Here is a 13,937-nt window from a genome sequence, read left to right on the forward strand (position 1 = left end):
GGATCCGTTGGCCTATTCGAACACCCAGCTTTTCATTGGCGGAAAATGGCGACCGGCCCATTCGGGCAAGGTGATCGAGGTACGCAATCCCGCGACCGAAGAGGTGATCGGCACCGTCGCCCATGCCGGACGGTCCGACCTCGACGAGGCGCTGGCCGCCGCCAGCGCCGGCTTCAAGATCTGGCGAAACGTTGCCCCCTTCGAGCGCTGCCGGATCATGCGCAAGGCCGCCGCGATCATGCGCGAGCGCAATGACGAGATCGCGCCGCTGCTCACGATGGAGCAGGGCAAGACTCTTGGCGAGGCCAGGATGGAGGCGATGGCCGCCGCCGACGTGATCGAGTGGTTTGCGGAAGAAGCCAAGCGCGCCTATGGCCGGCTGATCCCCGCGCGCGGCCCGGGCATCTACCAGCTCGCGATCAAGGAGCCGGTTGGACCGGTCGCGGCGTTCACGCCCTGGAATTTTCCGATCAATCAGGTCGTGCGCAAGCTCTCCGCCGCACTCGGCGCCGGCTGCTCGATCATCGTCAAGGCCCCGGAGGAGACGCCGGCCTCGCCCGCACAGCTGATCCGCGCATTTGCGGACGCTGGCGTGCCCGATGGCGTCATCAACCTCGTCTACGGAGTTCCTGCCGAGATCTCCGAATATCTCATTCCGCATCCGGTGATCCGCAAGATCTCGTTCACGGGCTCGACCCATGTCGGCAAGCAGCTCAATGCGCTGGCGGGCCTGCACATGAAGCGCGCCACCATGGAGCTCGGCGGTCATGCGCCGGCGATCATTTTCAAGGACGCCGACGTCACATCGGCCGCGAAGATTCTGGCGGCAGCAAAATATCGCAATGCCGGGCAGGTTTGCATCTCGCCGACGCGGATGCTGGTGCAGGATGACGTGTTCCGTGAATTCGTCGACACATTTGTCGACAGCGCCAAGTCCTTCAAGGTCGGCAACGGCCTCGATCCCGAATCCAAGATGGGCTCGCTCGCCAATCCGCGCCGCGTCACCGCCATTGAAGGCATGGTGCAGGATGCCGTCGGCAAAGGCGCAAAGCTCGAGACCGGCGGCAAGCGCGTCGGCAACAAGGGCCATTTCTTCGAGCCGACCGTGGTGAGCGACGTGCCGAAGGATGCACGCGCCATGAACGGGAGCCGTTCGGCCCGCTCGCGTTGATTTCGCGCTTCTCGTCGTTCGACGAGGTGGTCGAGGAGGCCAACCGGCTGCCTTTTGGGCTGGCGTCCTACGCCTTCACCAGCTCGGCGAAGACGGCGGCCGCGATCGGTTCGGCGGTCGAAGCCGGCATGGTGTCGATCAACAGTTTTGGTCTCGCGCTTCCCGAAGTGCCGTTCGGCGGCATCAAGGATTCCGGCTACGGCTCGGAAGGCGGCACCGAGGCGATGGAGGGCTACTTCAACACCAAGTTCATCAGCCAGACCGGTGTGTGACCGCCGGGTGATGCGCAGCTAGCGTTTGACGAAAACCAGATTGCAGGGACGCGCCTCGTTGCGCTTGCCGGTGCCGCGGGCGCGATCAAACTGCGCATCGACCGTAAACGCGTAAGGCGAGCCGGGCGCGAGATTATTCAGCGTGTACGTGCTCGCGCCCGTCGTGCCGCGCGCGCTCAAGGTCGTCTTGCCGTCCGCCGGGATCTGGCCGTCGATCTCCAGCCGGTTGACGTTGTTGCCCGGACCCTGCGCCTCGGCATGAAACACGCCGTTCGTGACGGTGGCGAGCAGGGGCCTGGTGAAGCCCTGCGCCTTGCCGGAGGCCAGGCAGTTCAACGTCACGTCCCAGTTGCCGTCATAATCCTTGCTGCCGCCGGTCCGGCCGTTGCCTGGAGGCGCCAGCGCCACCTTCTGTTTCAGGCCTTCAATTCGCGCCTTGGCAAGGGTGGCGAAGATGCAATTGGGGAATCTCGCGAGATGATCCTCGAAAGCACCCAGCGTGCCGATGCCGTCAGCGGCCTTCCAATGCGCTTCTGCTGCCGCGCAAGGGTCAGCCCGGGGCGCGGCTTGCGGCGCCGCCGGCGCCACCGTGACCGACACCGGCCCGTTCAGATAGAACTTGCCGATGATCGACAGCGACAGCTCCGGGAGCTGGGTCTTGCCGCTGGAATCGTAGACGTCGCTGCTGATGTCGCGAAAGACCTCGCCGATCTCCTGTGGCTCCTCGATGTGCTTCAGGAACGCCGTCGTATAGGGGCTGTTGCGGCCGCTGCCGTCGGCCGCGGTCTGCCCGGACTGGGTTGAGAACGACACAATCGTGCCGCGCGGTGCTTCGACTTTCGACAAGCCCCGCCCGATCGAGGCGCCGCGCGTCGCAGAGCGCTTCAGCATGTCGGCCAGCGGATTGTCGCGGCAGGAATCGAGGATAAGGATGCGCAGGTTCTTGGCCTGCTGCAGATCGTTCACGATGTCGTCGACCCTCACGAAGCGCTTCAGGTCGGCTTCGTCGCTCAGCACGGCGTCGACAGGCATCAGATAGTTCACGCCGTTGTACTGCATCGCATGGCCGCTGTAGTAGAACATGGCGACGTCGGCTTTGCTCGCGGCGCGCGCGAAGCGGATGGTCAGGTCCTGCATGTCGGCCTGGCGCAGGTCGATGCCCTGGAGCACCTCGAAGCCGCTGCGCTTGAGCGAGGCGGCGACGTCTTCGGCATCGTGAGACGGATTGGGAAGCTGCGCCGTACTGGCATAGGCGCCGTTGCCGATCACCAGCGCGACCCGCGTTTCCGCCGATGCAGGCTCAGGGCACAGCCACCAGGCGAGGAGGGCGAGGCAGAGTTTGGCGAGGCAAAATCTGGAAAAAGCACGCATGAATGCCTTCCAAGGAAATGTCGAAAAATATCCCTCCAGATTAGCGCATGCCGCGCCGACATCAATGCCCTGCCTGAGAAAACGCTCAGATTTCGCGGCCGTGGCATCCTGTCACGCCGGGCTCGCCGCCACGGTTTTGCGTAGCGCCATCTCGGTCGCGATCGCCTCCCGCACTGCGGGGCGCGCCTGCATGCGCGCGAGATAGGCCGACAACGATGGCCATTGCGCGACGTCGACGCCTGCGGGACGGAGCAGCAGTAAAGCCCAGGTGAGGTGGGCATCCGCGACGGTGAAGCTGTTGCCGACGAGGAATTCGCGGTCCGCCAGATGCGTGGCAGGCATCGATAATGTCTGCGTGATCCTTGCACGTGGCTTGGCGAGAGAGGCGTCGTCCTCGTACCAGAAGGTCGGAAACAGGAACGCCTTGTGGATCTCGGCCCCGATGAAGCTGAGCCATTCCTGGAGCCGATAGCGGTCGGGATCCCCGAACGCGGGTGCAAGCCCCGCCTCCGGCTTCACATCGGCAATGTATTGCAGCACCGCCGCGCTTTCGGTCAGCCGTTCGCCATTTTCCAGCACCAGGACCGGCACCGCGCCCTTCGGCGAAACGCCGAGGAAATCGCTGCCGTCGTCCACGACCTGCTTGGTCCGGAGATGGACCAGATGATAGCGCGCGTCGAGGCCCGCTTCGATCAGCGCGATGCGGCTCGCGAGCGAGCAGGCCATCGGGGAGAAATAGAGTTGCAGCATCGCCCACGCTCCCTCAGGTCAGCGCCTCGGTCTGCGCGATGATCGCAAACCGGTCCGACAATTCGGCCAGGGCGACCTCGTGAATGGTCCTTGCGGAGAGCGCTCCGCCGCGGCCGTCGGGAAGATCGCGTGTGGCGCAGGCATCGGCTGCGATCGTCGTGCGCAGGCCGAGGTCGAGCGCGGCGCGGGCGGTCGAGCTGATGCACATATGGGTCATGAAACCGGCCAGCACGATGTTCGTGCGTCCGGTTGCGGCCAGCCGGACCTGCAGGTCGGTGCCAGCAAAAGCGTTCGGCAGCGCCTTTTCGATCACGGCTTCGCTGGCGAGCGGCGCCAGGTTCCTGACGATCGCGCCGCGGGCGGCCTCGCGGTCGAACAGGCTGCCCGCACGCCCCTTGTGCGCGATATGGAAGATCGCAGCGCCGCTCGCCCTCGCGCGGGCGAGCAAGCGCGCGGCGGCGGCGATCGCGGGCTCCGCATCCGGCAAGGCGAGCGGGCCGGCGCAATATTCGTTCTGGATGTCGATCAGCACGAGGCAGGAATCGGCGAGCCTGGGCGGATTGAGATCGGCGCCTGACAGTTCAAGCAGGGTTTTTGGGGCGGTCATGCGGATCGGGCCTTCCTGGGGAATATCGGATGGCGCGACACTAGCGCGGTAGCGGCCTGCCAATGTGCAGGACTATTGCAGCATATGGCTGCAGATTTGCAGGAGCCGGTCGTGCCTGCTAGGCTCGTCGCCATGAACTGGGACGATCTGCGCATCATCGCCGCGGTAAGGGACGAAGGCACCTATGCCGCCGCCAGCGCGCGGCTGCGCATCGACGAGACTACCGTCGGCCGCAGGCTCGCGCGCATCCAGCGCGATCTCGGCGTGCCGCTGTTCGATGCGGTGGACGGCCTGCGTCGGCCGACGCGGAGTTGCGAGGCGGTGCTGGCGCATGTCGAGGCGATGGCCGCACATGCCGCCGAGATCGGTCGCGTCGGCGAGAGTTTGGCAGGCCCGGTGGGACGCCTGCGTATCGCCTCCACCAACACCGTCGCCGAGGAGGTTCTGTCGCCGCGCGCAAGCGACTTCCTGCGCGCCAATCCCGGCCTGACGCTGCAATTCCTCACCTCGAGCGAGAACGTCAAGTTTTCGCGCTGGGAAGCCGATCTCGCGATCCGGCTGCGCAAGCCCGACAAGGGCGACTTCGCGATCTCCAGGCTCGGTGACGTCAAGCTCTATTATTTCGAGCCTGTTGCGACCGAGGGCGAGCCGGTGCTGTGCGCCTATCCGGACGAACTCGGTGCCATTCCCGAGATGCAATTCCTGCGTATGAAGCAAGCCCACGCGCGCTGTGTCACCGACAACGTTCGCGTCATCCGTAACCTGATCCGCGCGCATCAGGCCGCCGGCGTGTTGCCGGAGCATGTCTGCGCGGACTTGCTCGGCGATCGCCGCCTGCGCGCCACACTGCTGCCTGGGCGCCGCGACGTCTGGCTGCTGGTGCAGAACCACCTCAAGCGCGATCCGGCGACGCGGCTCACCATCGAATGGATCCGCCGCTGCTTCAGCGATCTCGCGCGCGGCTGATTGCGGGCGTGAACGCGATCCGCGCGCGGCGCGACCAAGTTATGGGATTGCGCGCGCGCAAAGGTTGCGTAATCTCGCGACGACCACGGGCTTGATCAGGGCAGGCGCATGACCACTCTCCAGGAAGCCATCCACCCGCAGGCCAAATCGCGGGAATGGAAGGCGGTCGTCATCCTGATTCTCCTGATCCCGGTGCTGTGGTCACCGCCGTTCCTGTTTCGCATCTTCCTGTTCCAGCCGTTCAACATCCCGTCCGGCTCGATGACGCCGACGCTGGTCGTCGGCGACTACGTCTTTGCCGCAAAATATGCCTATGGCTATGGCCGCTATTCGTTTCCTTTCGCGCCGTCATGGATCTCGGGCCGGATCCTTGCCGCCGAGCCCGAGTATGGCGACGTCGTCGTGTTCCGGACGCCAAGGGACACCTTGGTCGACTATGTCAAGCGCGTGGTCGGACTGCCCGGTGATCGCATCCAGATGCGGCAGGGCCAACTCATCCTCAACGACCGCCCGATGACACGCGTTGCCCTGAAGGCGGTGATTGCCGGCTCCACCTGCGGCGTGGATGACGGTGCGAAGGCCAAGCGCTGGCGCGAGACGCTGCCGAACGGCGCGTCCTACGTCACGCAGGACTGCGTCGACAACGGCTACTATGACAACACTGATGTCTACACCGTGCCGCCGGGCCACTTCTTCGTGCTCGGCGACAATCGCGACAACTCGAGCGACAGCCGCGTGATGTCGTCGATCGGATTCGTGCCGATGGACAATCTGGTCGGCAGGATGACGCGGATATTCTGGTCGCTCGACCAACACGGCGAGCCGCACATGGAGCGGCTCGGGAAGGTGTGGTGAGGCCCCACTGTCATTCCGGGCCCGGCGCTGCGCGCCGCTCCGGAATGACGAACGGAGAAAGCAAAAACCCCGGCATCGCTGCCGGGGTTTCGCATTTCGTATTGTGCCTGAGTGGCTGGATCAGAAATCCATGCCGCCCATGCCGCCGCCCGGAGGCATCGCGGGGCCGGAGCCGCCCTTCTTGGGCAGCTCGGCGACCATGGCTTCCGTGGTGATCAAGAGAGCCGCAACCGAGGCTGCGTTCTGGATCGCGGTACGGACCACCTTGGTCGGGTCGATGATGCCCTTCTTGACGAGGTCGCCATATTCGCCGGTCTGGGAGTCGAAGCCGTAGGCGTACGACTTGTTCTCGAGGACCTTGCCGACGATCACCGAGCCGTCTTCGCCGGCGTTGATCGCGATCTGGCGAGCGGGCGCGGAGAGCGCCTTGCGCACGATCTCGACGCCGGTCTTCTGGTCGTCGTTCTTGGTGCGTAGGCCCTTGAGCTGCTCGGAGGCACGGAGCAGGGCGACGCCGCCGCCCGGGACGATGCCTTCCTCGACCGCGGCGCGGGTCGCATGCATCGCGTCATCAACGCGATCCTTGCGCTCCTTCACCTCGACCTCGGTCGCGCCGCCGACGCGGATCACCGCGACGCCGCCTGCGAGCTTGGCCAGACGCTCCTGGAGCTTCTCACGATCGTAGTCCGAGGTGGTCTCCTCGATCTGCGCCTTGATCTGCGACACGCGCGCTTCGATGTCGGCCTTCTTGCCGGCGCCGTTGACGATCGTGGTGTTCTCCTTGTCGATCATCACCTTCTTGGCGCGACCGAGCATGTTGAGCGTGACGTTCTCGAGCTTGATGCCGAGATCTTCCGAGATTGCCTGGCCGCCGGTCAGGATCGCGATGTCCTGCAGCATGGCCTTGCGGCGATCGCCGAAGCCCGGAGCCTTGACGGCCGCGACCTTCAGGCCGCCACGGAGACGGTTCACGACCAGGGTCGCAAGCGCTTCGCCTTCGACGTCCTCGGCGACGATGACCAGCGGCTTGCCGGTCTGCACCACGGCCTCGAGCAGCGGGAGCAGCTCGTTCAGCGAGGAGAGCTTCTTCTCGTTGATGAGGATGTAGGCGTCGTCCATCTCAACGCGCATCTTGTCGGCGTTGGTGACGAAGTAGGGCGAGATGTAGCCGCGGTCGAACTGCATGCCCTCGACGACGTCGAGTTCGGTCTCGAGCGACTTGGCTTCCTCGACGGTGATGACACCCTCGTTGCCGACCTTCTTCATGGCGTCGGCGAGGAACTTGCCGATCTCCGCGTCACCGTTGGCCGAGATGGTGCCGACCTGGGCGATCTCGTCGTTCGAGGTGACCTTCTTGGAGTTCTTGACGAGGTCCGCAACGACGGCTTCGACCGCGAGGTCGATACCGCGCTTCAGATCCATCGGGTTCATGCCGGCGGCAACCGACTTGGCGCCTTCGCGCACGATCGCCTGAGCCAGCACGGTGGCGGTGGTGGTGCCGTCGCCGGCCGCGTCAGCGGACTTCGAAGCGACTTCGCGCACCATCTGCGCGCCCATGTTCTCGAACTTGTCCTCGAGCTCGATCTCCTTGGCGACGGTGACGCCGTCCTTGGTGATGCGGGGAGCGCCGAACGACTTGTCGAGCACGACGTTGCGGCCCTTCGGACCGAGCGTGACCTTCACCGCGTTGGCGAGAATGTCGACGCCGCGAAGCATCTTGTCGCGCGCATCGACGGAGAATTTGACTTCTTTAGCTGCCATGTGGATTTTTCCTTAGGTGTTTGGCTGGGTGAGAGAGGGGCTCTTAGGCCGCCTTCTTCTTGGAAGCGGGGACGTCGAGGACGCCCATGATGTCGCTTTCCTTCATGATCAGCAGATCGACGTTGTCGATCTTGACCTCAGTGCCGGACCACTTGCCGAACAGGACGCGGTCGCCGACCTTCAGGTCGATCGGGATCAGCTTGCCTGCTTCGTCGCGGCCACCCGGGCCCACGGCGACGATTTCGCCCTGCGAGGGCTTTTCCTTGGCCGTGTCGGGAATGATGATGCCGCCAGCGGTCTTCTCTTCTGCGTCGATGCGCTTGACCACGACGCGGTCGTGAAGCGGACGGAATTTCATGCAGTTCTCCTAAGCTGTTGCACGAGTTGGGAATTTTGGGTTGTTAGCAATCTGCGCTCGCGAGTGCCAGCACAGGCATAGCTCAGATAGGGCAGGATTTTGGCGGGAGCAAGGGCTTGTAGCAGAAAAATAGCACTCGGAAGCGCCGCCTGCCAAAATCTCTTGCCATCGTTAATCGCGGTTGGCGTCCGTATTAGCACGGGGCCGCATCTGCTGCTAACGCATTGAATTTCAACAGCTTGTTAAACTTTTAGGCTTGAGATGGATTATCAGTTTGCGTCACATTTCACTCATGTGAGCGCATCTCCACCGGGTGGCTCGTAGGGCGTACCGGAAAGCCACCCCTTGAATATGCGCTCCTGCAAAGGAGGTTGGCATGGTCTCGCGGGTTGGGGTTGTTTCCGACGACTTCCGGAAACAGGTGCTGGGTTACGGGCTGACGACGGCCGAAATTCTCTACCGGATGCCGGATCATCGCTCGCTGCTCCAGACCTATGTCTGGCAGAACTACGACATGTTTCCGAAGTTTCCAGCGCTGACGGATTTCCTGGCGTTCTGGCAGCAGAAGCTCGACGGCCCGCTGTTCTCGGTGACGGTCGCGCATTCCAAGCTGATCAAGCCGGCCGAGCTGCGCGCGGTGGACGGCGTGTTCCGGCTGCATTGAAGGCAAGCGCCGGTCTCGTAGGGTGGGCAAAGGCGCGCGCGCTTCGCGCGCCGTGCCCACCATCTCTCGACAATCGAATTTGACGATGATGGGCACGCTCCGCTTTGCCCACCCTACGAAGCTCGTTCCGTGCTAGCGTCTCCCCCCAACAACAGGGGAGGCCGCCCATGGCCAAGAAGGCAAAATCGCGCAGCGCAGCGCAAGCTGCGGTGAAAAAGCGGAGTGGAGCCAAGGCCGCGACCAGATCAGTGGCGCGCAAGGCGGTGAAGGCGAAAGCGCGCACTGTCACCTCGAAAAAGCCCGCCCGTCCCAAGCAGCGCATCGCCATCAGCCATCACCGCGAGGAAGACTTCAAGGCCGACGGTCTGCGCACCTACGCGAAGTATCGCGATCTCGGCATCGCCGCCGCGAGCCACGGCCTCGCGCAAGCGCACGTGATCCGGCTGCAAGGCCCCTGCAATCCGGACGAGGTGTCGAAGCTGCACTTCCACGACGTCGAATTCCAGATGGTCTACGTGCTCAAGGGCTGGGTGAAGACCTATATGGACGGAGAGGGCGAGACGCTGATGAAAGAAGGCAGCGCCTGGACCCAGCCGCCGAAGATCAAGCACATGATCTTGGACTATTCGGACGACGTCGAGCTGCTGGAGGTGATCCTGCCGGCGGAGTTCAGGACGGTGGAGTTGAAGGCGTAGGCTGTTTCGTCGCCATTGCGAAAGCAGCTTTCGCGACGAAGCAATCCAGAGCGCTTCTCACGGGCGGCCTTCGATCGCCTCGCAGCTCCAAAAGGTCGGGCCATTGAGGAGGAGATCAGCCGCCGTCGTTGCAATAGCGTTTCCACATCGCGCGATAGGCATCGTCCACCGCTTGCGCGTATGAGACGGGATTGCCGGCGGCCGCAGCCTTGATCTGTCCGGGCAGTTCGCTGCGCAACTTCTCGAGGTCGCCGATCTGCGACCCGCGGGCAGTCGCGATTTCGACATACGCCTCATCGCTATCCGCGACCCAGTCCGGCAGGCCAAGCGCGGTGAGGATGGAGCCGGCAGCACGGCTAGGCAGACTGTTACCGAGCTTGGCCACCACCGGCACGCCCATCTGCAATGCTTCCCAGGTGCTGACGCCGCCATTCTGCGGAAACGGGTCGAGGCCAATATCGACGCGATTGAACGATGCCAGATGTTCGTCTCGCGAGGTGGCTCCGAGCAGATCGACGCGTTCCGCCGGCAACCGGCAAGCTGAAAACCGCGCCAGCAGATTGTCGCGGACCAGCTGAGCGTCCAGCGCAGTATCCTTGATCAGCAGTCGCGAACCCGGCACCCGCTCGAGAATCCTGGACCAGACTTTCACTGCCTCGTCCGAAATCTTGCTGATGCGGTTGAAGACACCGAATGTGATGAAGCCGTTCGCAATCGCCGGCGTTGGCGCCCGCGCAATCCCAGTCGGCAGCGGCGCTAACGTTACAAAGCACGGCAGGTCGACGATGGTCTCCGCAAACAGATGCCGAACCGCGACAGGAATCGCGACCGGGTCCGAGAGCAGATAATCGATCGTCGGCAGCCCGGTGCCGGTACCGTGGCCCCAGCCATGCACCTGGACCGGTGCCGGCTTGCGCGCAAACACACCGAGGCGGTTTCCGCTGGTATGGCCGGACAGATCGATCAGGATATCGACGCCATCGGCGCGGATCTGAGCGGCGAGGCGATCGTCGGTCCATTGCGAGGCGTCGCGCCAGCGATCGGCGATCCCTTGAAATTCGCTGGTCGTCGCATCCGTTTTCGGCGAACAAGAGTAGCACACGATCTCGAACTGTGCCCGATCATGGTGCTGCAGGACCGGCTTGAAAATGAACGCCGCCGAATGTGCGTGAAAATCCGACGAGACATAACCCAGCACCAGACGGCGGTCCGGATCGCGGCTGTTATCATGCGGTCCCGCCGCTGCTGAAGCGATCTTCGCACCGATCTGCTCCCACCATACACGCCGCGCTTGCTGATGCTGCGCAACGCTGGCGTCCGCCATGAAATCGAGGGTGAATATCTTGCTGGAGATCGTACTCGCGTCAGGCTGGATGTCGAGAGCTCTGTCGAAACTGGCGAGGGCTTCGTCGACCCGGCCAAGTACCGCAAGACATTGGCCGAGCAGGCTGTGGGCCTGAGAGAAGCCGGGATCGGTCGCGAGAGCCTTCTCGCAATCGGACAATGCCTCGGCAACTCTCCGTGTCAGAAGCAAGATGCTGGCCCGCCAGAGCCACCCATTCGCGTCGTCGGGTGCCAGGGCGATTGCCCGATTGCAATCCGCCATGGCTTCGTCAAATCGTTGAAGTTCCCGCAATGCAACGGCGCGGGTCGACAGCGCCGAGGCATAGTCAGGCTTGATCGACAGCGCGCGGTTTAAGCTTGCGATAGCCTCGTCATAGGCGCGCAGACGGCAGAGCGCCCAACCCCGGCCGTTATGGGCTTCGGAAAGTTTTCCGTCGATTGCGAGCGCCTTGTCGTAGCTATCGAGTGCTTCCTGGTAAAGTTCAAGGGCCGCGCTTGCGTTACCGAGATTGGACAGGGCTAAGGCGTAGTTGGGTCGCAAGGCGAGGGCCTTTCGATAGCTCTCGCGGGCCTCATTGTGGCGTTCCAGCCCGTTTAGCGCGACGCCTAGGCTCATATGAGCTTCGGCAGATCGCGGATCCACGGCAACCGCCCGGCTCAGCAGAACTTGGGCCTGCTGATAGTTTTTGGCCTCAGACTCCAAAGCGCCCAGCAAATGAAGCGCGATGAATTGGTTGGGCGCGAGCTCCAGGAGTTCGCGATAGGCCGCCTTCGCCTCGCGGAGAAGTCCCGCCTTGTGCAGCTGGAGGGCGCGCGCGAGCAACGGCCCCACCTCGGCTTTTTGCCGTTTCTGAAGCCGGGCATTTTGAAATGCACGCTGGCCGACGCTGTCGCTCATGAATCAATTCCATCCGAATCTCCGGTCGAGATTAACATGGAAGTATTGTCCGGATTGCGCTGCGCTCCATCTGGGCTACGTGGACGCAAGCCTCACGCAAGCTTTGCGTCAACACTCCCACCACCGCTCCCATCAAACACGTCGTTAGCGTCCCCGACACGATCGACTTCAGCCCGAGCGCGTTGATTTCCTCGCGGCGGATCGGCCCACTACCGCTCGAGATAGCCCAATTCCGCGCTCATGACCTTGCGAGCATATTCGCTGAAGGCATCGATCAACCGGCCGCGCGCGGCATAAGGTGGATAGAGCAGTGCGATCGTAACAGGGACAGCCGGGTTGAACGGGCGCGTGATCAGAGCCGCGCCAGAGCTTTCGTCATGCGCGGCAATCGGGTTGATGATGCTGATGCCGAGGCCCGCCGCGACCAGGGCACAGACCGATGCGCCCAGATCAGTCTCCGCGACAATGCGGCGCGTGACGCCCGCCTGCGCGAAGATCGTATCGATGCGATCGTGGAGTGGACTCCCCGTGGCGAAGGAGATGAAGGCCTCGTCGGCGAAATCGGCAGGCCGCAGCGTCTTCTTCTGCGCAAGACGATGCGCCTTCGGCATGATCGCGACGCAACGGGTCTTGAGCACCGGCTCGACATGCACCCCCGCAACCTCGCCGTAGAGCATCGCCAATCCGGTGTCGCAAAGCCCGGAACTGACCCAGTCGAGCACGGCGCTCGCCGTGCCGGATCGGATCGAGATCATCACGTGCGGATAGTCCACCTTGAAGCGTGCCGCGATGCGTGTCAGCAGGCCGCCGGCCAGGCGCGGCATCGCCGCAACGCTTAACCGACCCATACCGAACGAGCGGATGCTGGCTGCGCTGGCCTCCAGTCCCGCCAAGCCGATGAAAGTCTTCTCGACTTCCTGGAAAAAGCGCGATCCGTCCACCGTCGGGCGGAGGCGGCCGCCACTGCGGTCGAACAGCGGGAATTGCGTGATCGCTTCCAGCTGTCCGATCAGGCGGCTGATCTGGGGCTGCGAGGTATGCATGCGCTGAGCCGCCTGCGTCATCGATCCCGTCACGAAGACCGCCCGAAAAGCCTCCACATGCTTCAGGCCCATGCGTCTGGTGGCCATATCAAATCCGTATAGGAGAGTATGAAACTGGAATTTCATCAGATCGCGCTTTTGGACGATAGTCCAGAGCATGAAGCCGTTCGCACGGAGCTGTCCTGTCGTTGCTCACCCACCGTGGACGGCGTCACCGACATTCGCGACAAGAGGGGACATATGAAAGCGACAATGATCAAGGCACTGGCCGCGGCGACCGTCGCTGGTGTTCTTCTTTCCAGCGAGGCCATGGCCCAGGGTGCGAGCAGGCTGGACAAGATCCGAGAGAGCGGCTCGATCACATTGGGGTACCCGGAGACCTCGGTGCCCTTCGCCTATCTCGACGGTAACCAGAAGCCGATCGGTTACACCGTGGAAATCTGTGAACAGGTGGTGCAGGCGATCAAGACGGCCCTCAAGCTCCCCAAGCTCGAGATTCGCTATAACCCCATCACCTCGGCGACACGTATTCAGCTGCTCGCCAACGGTACGATCGATCTCGAATGCGGCAACACGACCAATAATGTCGAGCGGCATAAGCTCGTTGCCTTTGCTCCCACCACCTTCGTTGCGCAGGTCGTCCTCGTCGCGCGCAAGGATGGCGGGGTCGATGTCAACGACCCGGCTTCGTTTCGCGGCAAGGCCATCGCCGCCCAAGCCGGCGGCCAGACTTTCAAGGTGATTACGCTGATCAACGCCAAGAACAATCTCGGCATCACGGTGGTGCCGGCCAAGGACACCGCCGAGACCTTCTTGTTGGTGTCGACGGGCCGGGTGGCTGGCACCGCCAACGATGACGGTCTCGCATTTGCCACGGTCGCCTCGTCCAGAACGCCGGATGAATTCCTGATCGGTAGCAAGAGTCTCGAGACGGCGCCCTATGGCATCGTCGAACCCAAGGATGATCCTGCTTTCAAGAAGGTGGTCGACGATGCCGTGATCGACCTGATGAAGAGCGGGCAGATTGCGGCGCTCTACGACAAATATTTCAATTCACCAATCCCACCGCATGGCCTCAACCTGAAATTTCCAATGAGCGACGCCCTCAAGCGGGCGCTGGCCAACCCGACCGATTCCGGCGACCCGGCAGTCTACGAATGACGCGACAAGCGCTCTAGAGGT

At 63.2% G+C, this 13,937-nt stretch carries 12 protein-coding genes and 1 pseudogene; 6 read left to right on the top strand and 7 right to left on the bottom strand.

Annotated features, from left to right (window positions below):
- The first annotated feature begins 7 nt into the window (after window positions 1-7).
- Window positions 8-1,443: pseudogene (locus JQ591_RS20185) on the top strand (NAD-dependent succinate-semialdehyde dehydrogenase).
- 18 nt (window positions 1,444-1,461) lie between these two features.
- Here the strand turns inward: JQ591_RS20185 and JQ591_RS20190 are convergent.
- From JQ591_RS20190 to JQ591_RS20200, 3 genes are all read right to left on the bottom strand, one after another.
- Complete coding sequence (locus tag JQ591_RS20190) at window positions 1,462-2,814, bottom strand: caspase family protein (protein ID WP_211397755.1); 1,353 nt, start codon at window positions 2,812-2,814, stop codon at window positions 1,462-1,464.
- A 111-nt stretch (window positions 2,815-2,925) separates the two neighbouring features.
- Window positions 2,926-3,564: a glutathione binding-like protein gene (locus JQ591_RS20195; RefSeq protein ID WP_211397756.1), complete on the bottom strand. Its 639-nt coding sequence runs from the start codon at window positions 3,562-3,564 to the stop codon at window positions 2,926-2,928.
- 13 nt (window positions 3,565-3,577) lie between these two features.
- Window positions 3,578-4,171 (bottom strand): cysteine hydrolase family protein, encoded by a 594-nt coding sequence (locus tag JQ591_RS20200; RefSeq protein WP_211397757.1) that lies wholly within the window; start codon window positions 4,169-4,171, stop codon window positions 3,578-3,580.
- A gap of 132 nt (window positions 4,172-4,303) precedes the next feature.
- Here JQ591_RS20200 and JQ591_RS20205 point away from each other — a divergent pair, with 132 nt between their 5' ends.
- Window positions 4,304-5,137, top strand: a complete 834-nt coding sequence (locus tag JQ591_RS20205) for a LysR family transcriptional regulator (RefSeq protein WP_211397888.1) — start codon at window positions 4,304-4,306, stop codon at window positions 5,135-5,137.
- 108 nt (window positions 5,138-5,245) lie between these two features.
- A complete protein-coding gene (gene lepB, locus JQ591_RS20210; RefSeq protein WP_211397758.1) occupies window positions 5,246-5,992 on the top strand; it encodes a signal peptidase I in 747 nt (248 codons plus the stop codon).
- A gap of 120 nt (window positions 5,993-6,112) precedes the next feature.
- On the opposite strand, the gene groL is transcribed toward lepB, so the two are convergent.
- Both groL and JQ591_RS20220 read right to left on the bottom strand, forming a co-directional pair.
- Window positions 6,113-7,753: a chaperonin GroEL gene (gene groL, locus JQ591_RS20215; RefSeq protein ID WP_211397759.1), complete on the bottom strand. Its 1,641-nt coding sequence runs from the start codon at window positions 7,751-7,753 to the stop codon at window positions 6,113-6,115.
- A 43-nt stretch (window positions 7,754-7,796) separates the two neighbouring features.
- Entirely contained in the window at window positions 7,797-8,111 is a 315-nt protein-coding gene (locus JQ591_RS20220) for a co-chaperone GroES (protein ID WP_027518760.1), read from the bottom strand.
- A 376-nt stretch (window positions 8,112-8,487) separates the two neighbouring features.
- Between JQ591_RS20220 and JQ591_RS20225 the strand changes: the two genes are divergently transcribed.
- Together JQ591_RS20225 and JQ591_RS20230 are read left to right on the top strand one after the other, a co-directional pair.
- Window positions 8,488-8,775, top strand: a complete 288-nt coding sequence (locus JQ591_RS20225) for an usg protein (protein ID WP_211397760.1) — start codon at window positions 8,488-8,490, stop codon at window positions 8,773-8,775.
- 167 nt (window positions 8,776-8,942) lie between these two features.
- Window positions 8,943-9,470, top strand: a complete 528-nt coding sequence (locus JQ591_RS20230; protein ID WP_211397761.1) for a cupin domain-containing protein — start codon at window positions 8,943-8,945, stop codon at window positions 9,468-9,470.
- A 115-nt stretch (window positions 9,471-9,585) separates the two neighbouring features.
- Here JQ591_RS20230 and JQ591_RS20235 read toward each other — a convergent pair whose 3' ends face one another.
- Window positions 9,586-11,712: a tetratricopeptide repeat protein gene (locus tag JQ591_RS20235; protein ID WP_211397762.1), complete on the bottom strand. Its 2,127-nt coding sequence runs from the start codon at window positions 11,710-11,712 to the stop codon at window positions 9,586-9,588.
- 209 nt (window positions 11,713-11,921) lie between these two features.
- Entirely contained in the window at window positions 11,922-12,842 is a 921-nt protein-coding gene (locus JQ591_RS20240; protein WP_211397763.1) for a LysR substrate-binding domain-containing protein, read from the bottom strand.
- Window positions 12,843-12,863: 21 nt separating this feature from the next.
- On the opposite strand from JQ591_RS20240, the gene JQ591_RS20245 reads away from it, so the two are divergent.
- Window positions 12,864-13,916: an amino acid ABC transporter substrate-binding protein gene (locus tag JQ591_RS20245; protein ID WP_249137323.1), complete on the top strand. Its 1,053-nt coding sequence runs from the start codon at window positions 12,864-12,866 to the stop codon at window positions 13,914-13,916.
- Window positions 13,917-13,937: the final 21 nt, after the last annotated feature.

Origin of the sequence: Bradyrhizobium canariense, from assembly GCF_018130465.1 — a bacterium.
In the GTDB taxonomy this organism is placed as follows: Bacteria; Pseudomonadota; Alphaproteobacteria; order Rhizobiales; family Xanthobacteraceae; genus Bradyrhizobium; species Bradyrhizobium canariense_C.

Excerpts from the sequence above, each read along its gene's own strand:
- JQ591_RS20190 (WP_211397755.1), bottom strand. The coding sequence starts at position 2,814 with ATGCGTGCTTTTTCCAGATTTTGCCTCGCCAAACTCTGCCTCGCCCTC.
- JQ591_RS20195 (WP_211397756.1), bottom strand. The coding sequence starts at position 3,564 with ATGCTGCAACTCTATTTCTCCCCGATGGCCTGCTCGCTCGCGAGCCGC.
- JQ591_RS20200 (WP_211397757.1), bottom strand. The coding sequence starts at position 4,171 with ATGACCGCCCCAAAAACCCTGCTTGAACTGTCAGGCGCCGATCTCAAT.
- JQ591_RS20205 (WP_211397888.1), top strand. The coding sequence starts at position 4,304 with ATGAACTGGGACGATCTGCGCATCATCGCCGCGGTAAGGGACGAAGGC.
- lepB (WP_211397758.1), top strand. The coding sequence starts at position 5,246 with ATGACCACTCTCCAGGAAGCCATCCACCCGCAGGCCAAATCGCGGGAA.
- groL (WP_211397759.1), bottom strand. The coding sequence starts at position 7,753 with ATGGCAGCTAAAGAAGTCAAATTCTCCGTCGATGCGCGCGACAAGATG.
- JQ591_RS20220 (WP_027518760.1), bottom strand. The coding sequence starts at position 8,111 with ATGAAATTCCGTCCGCTTCACGACCGCGTCGTGGTCAAGCGCATCGAC.
- JQ591_RS20225 (WP_211397760.1), top strand. The coding sequence starts at position 8,488 with ATGGTCTCGCGGGTTGGGGTTGTTTCCGACGACTTCCGGAAACAGGTG.
- JQ591_RS20230 (WP_211397761.1), top strand. The coding sequence starts at position 8,943 with ATGGCCAAGAAGGCAAAATCGCGCAGCGCAGCGCAAGCTGCGGTGAAA.
- JQ591_RS20235 (WP_211397762.1), bottom strand. The coding sequence starts at position 11,712 with ATGAGCGACAGCGTCGGCCAGCGTGCATTTCAAAATGCCCGGCTTCAG.
- JQ591_RS20240 (WP_211397763.1), bottom strand. The coding sequence starts at position 12,842 with ATGGCCACCAGACGCATGGGCCTGAAGCATGTGGAGGCTTTTCGGGCG.
- JQ591_RS20245 (WP_249137323.1), top strand. The coding sequence starts at position 12,864 with ATGAAACTGGAATTTCATCAGATCGCGCTTTTGGACGATAGTCCAGAG.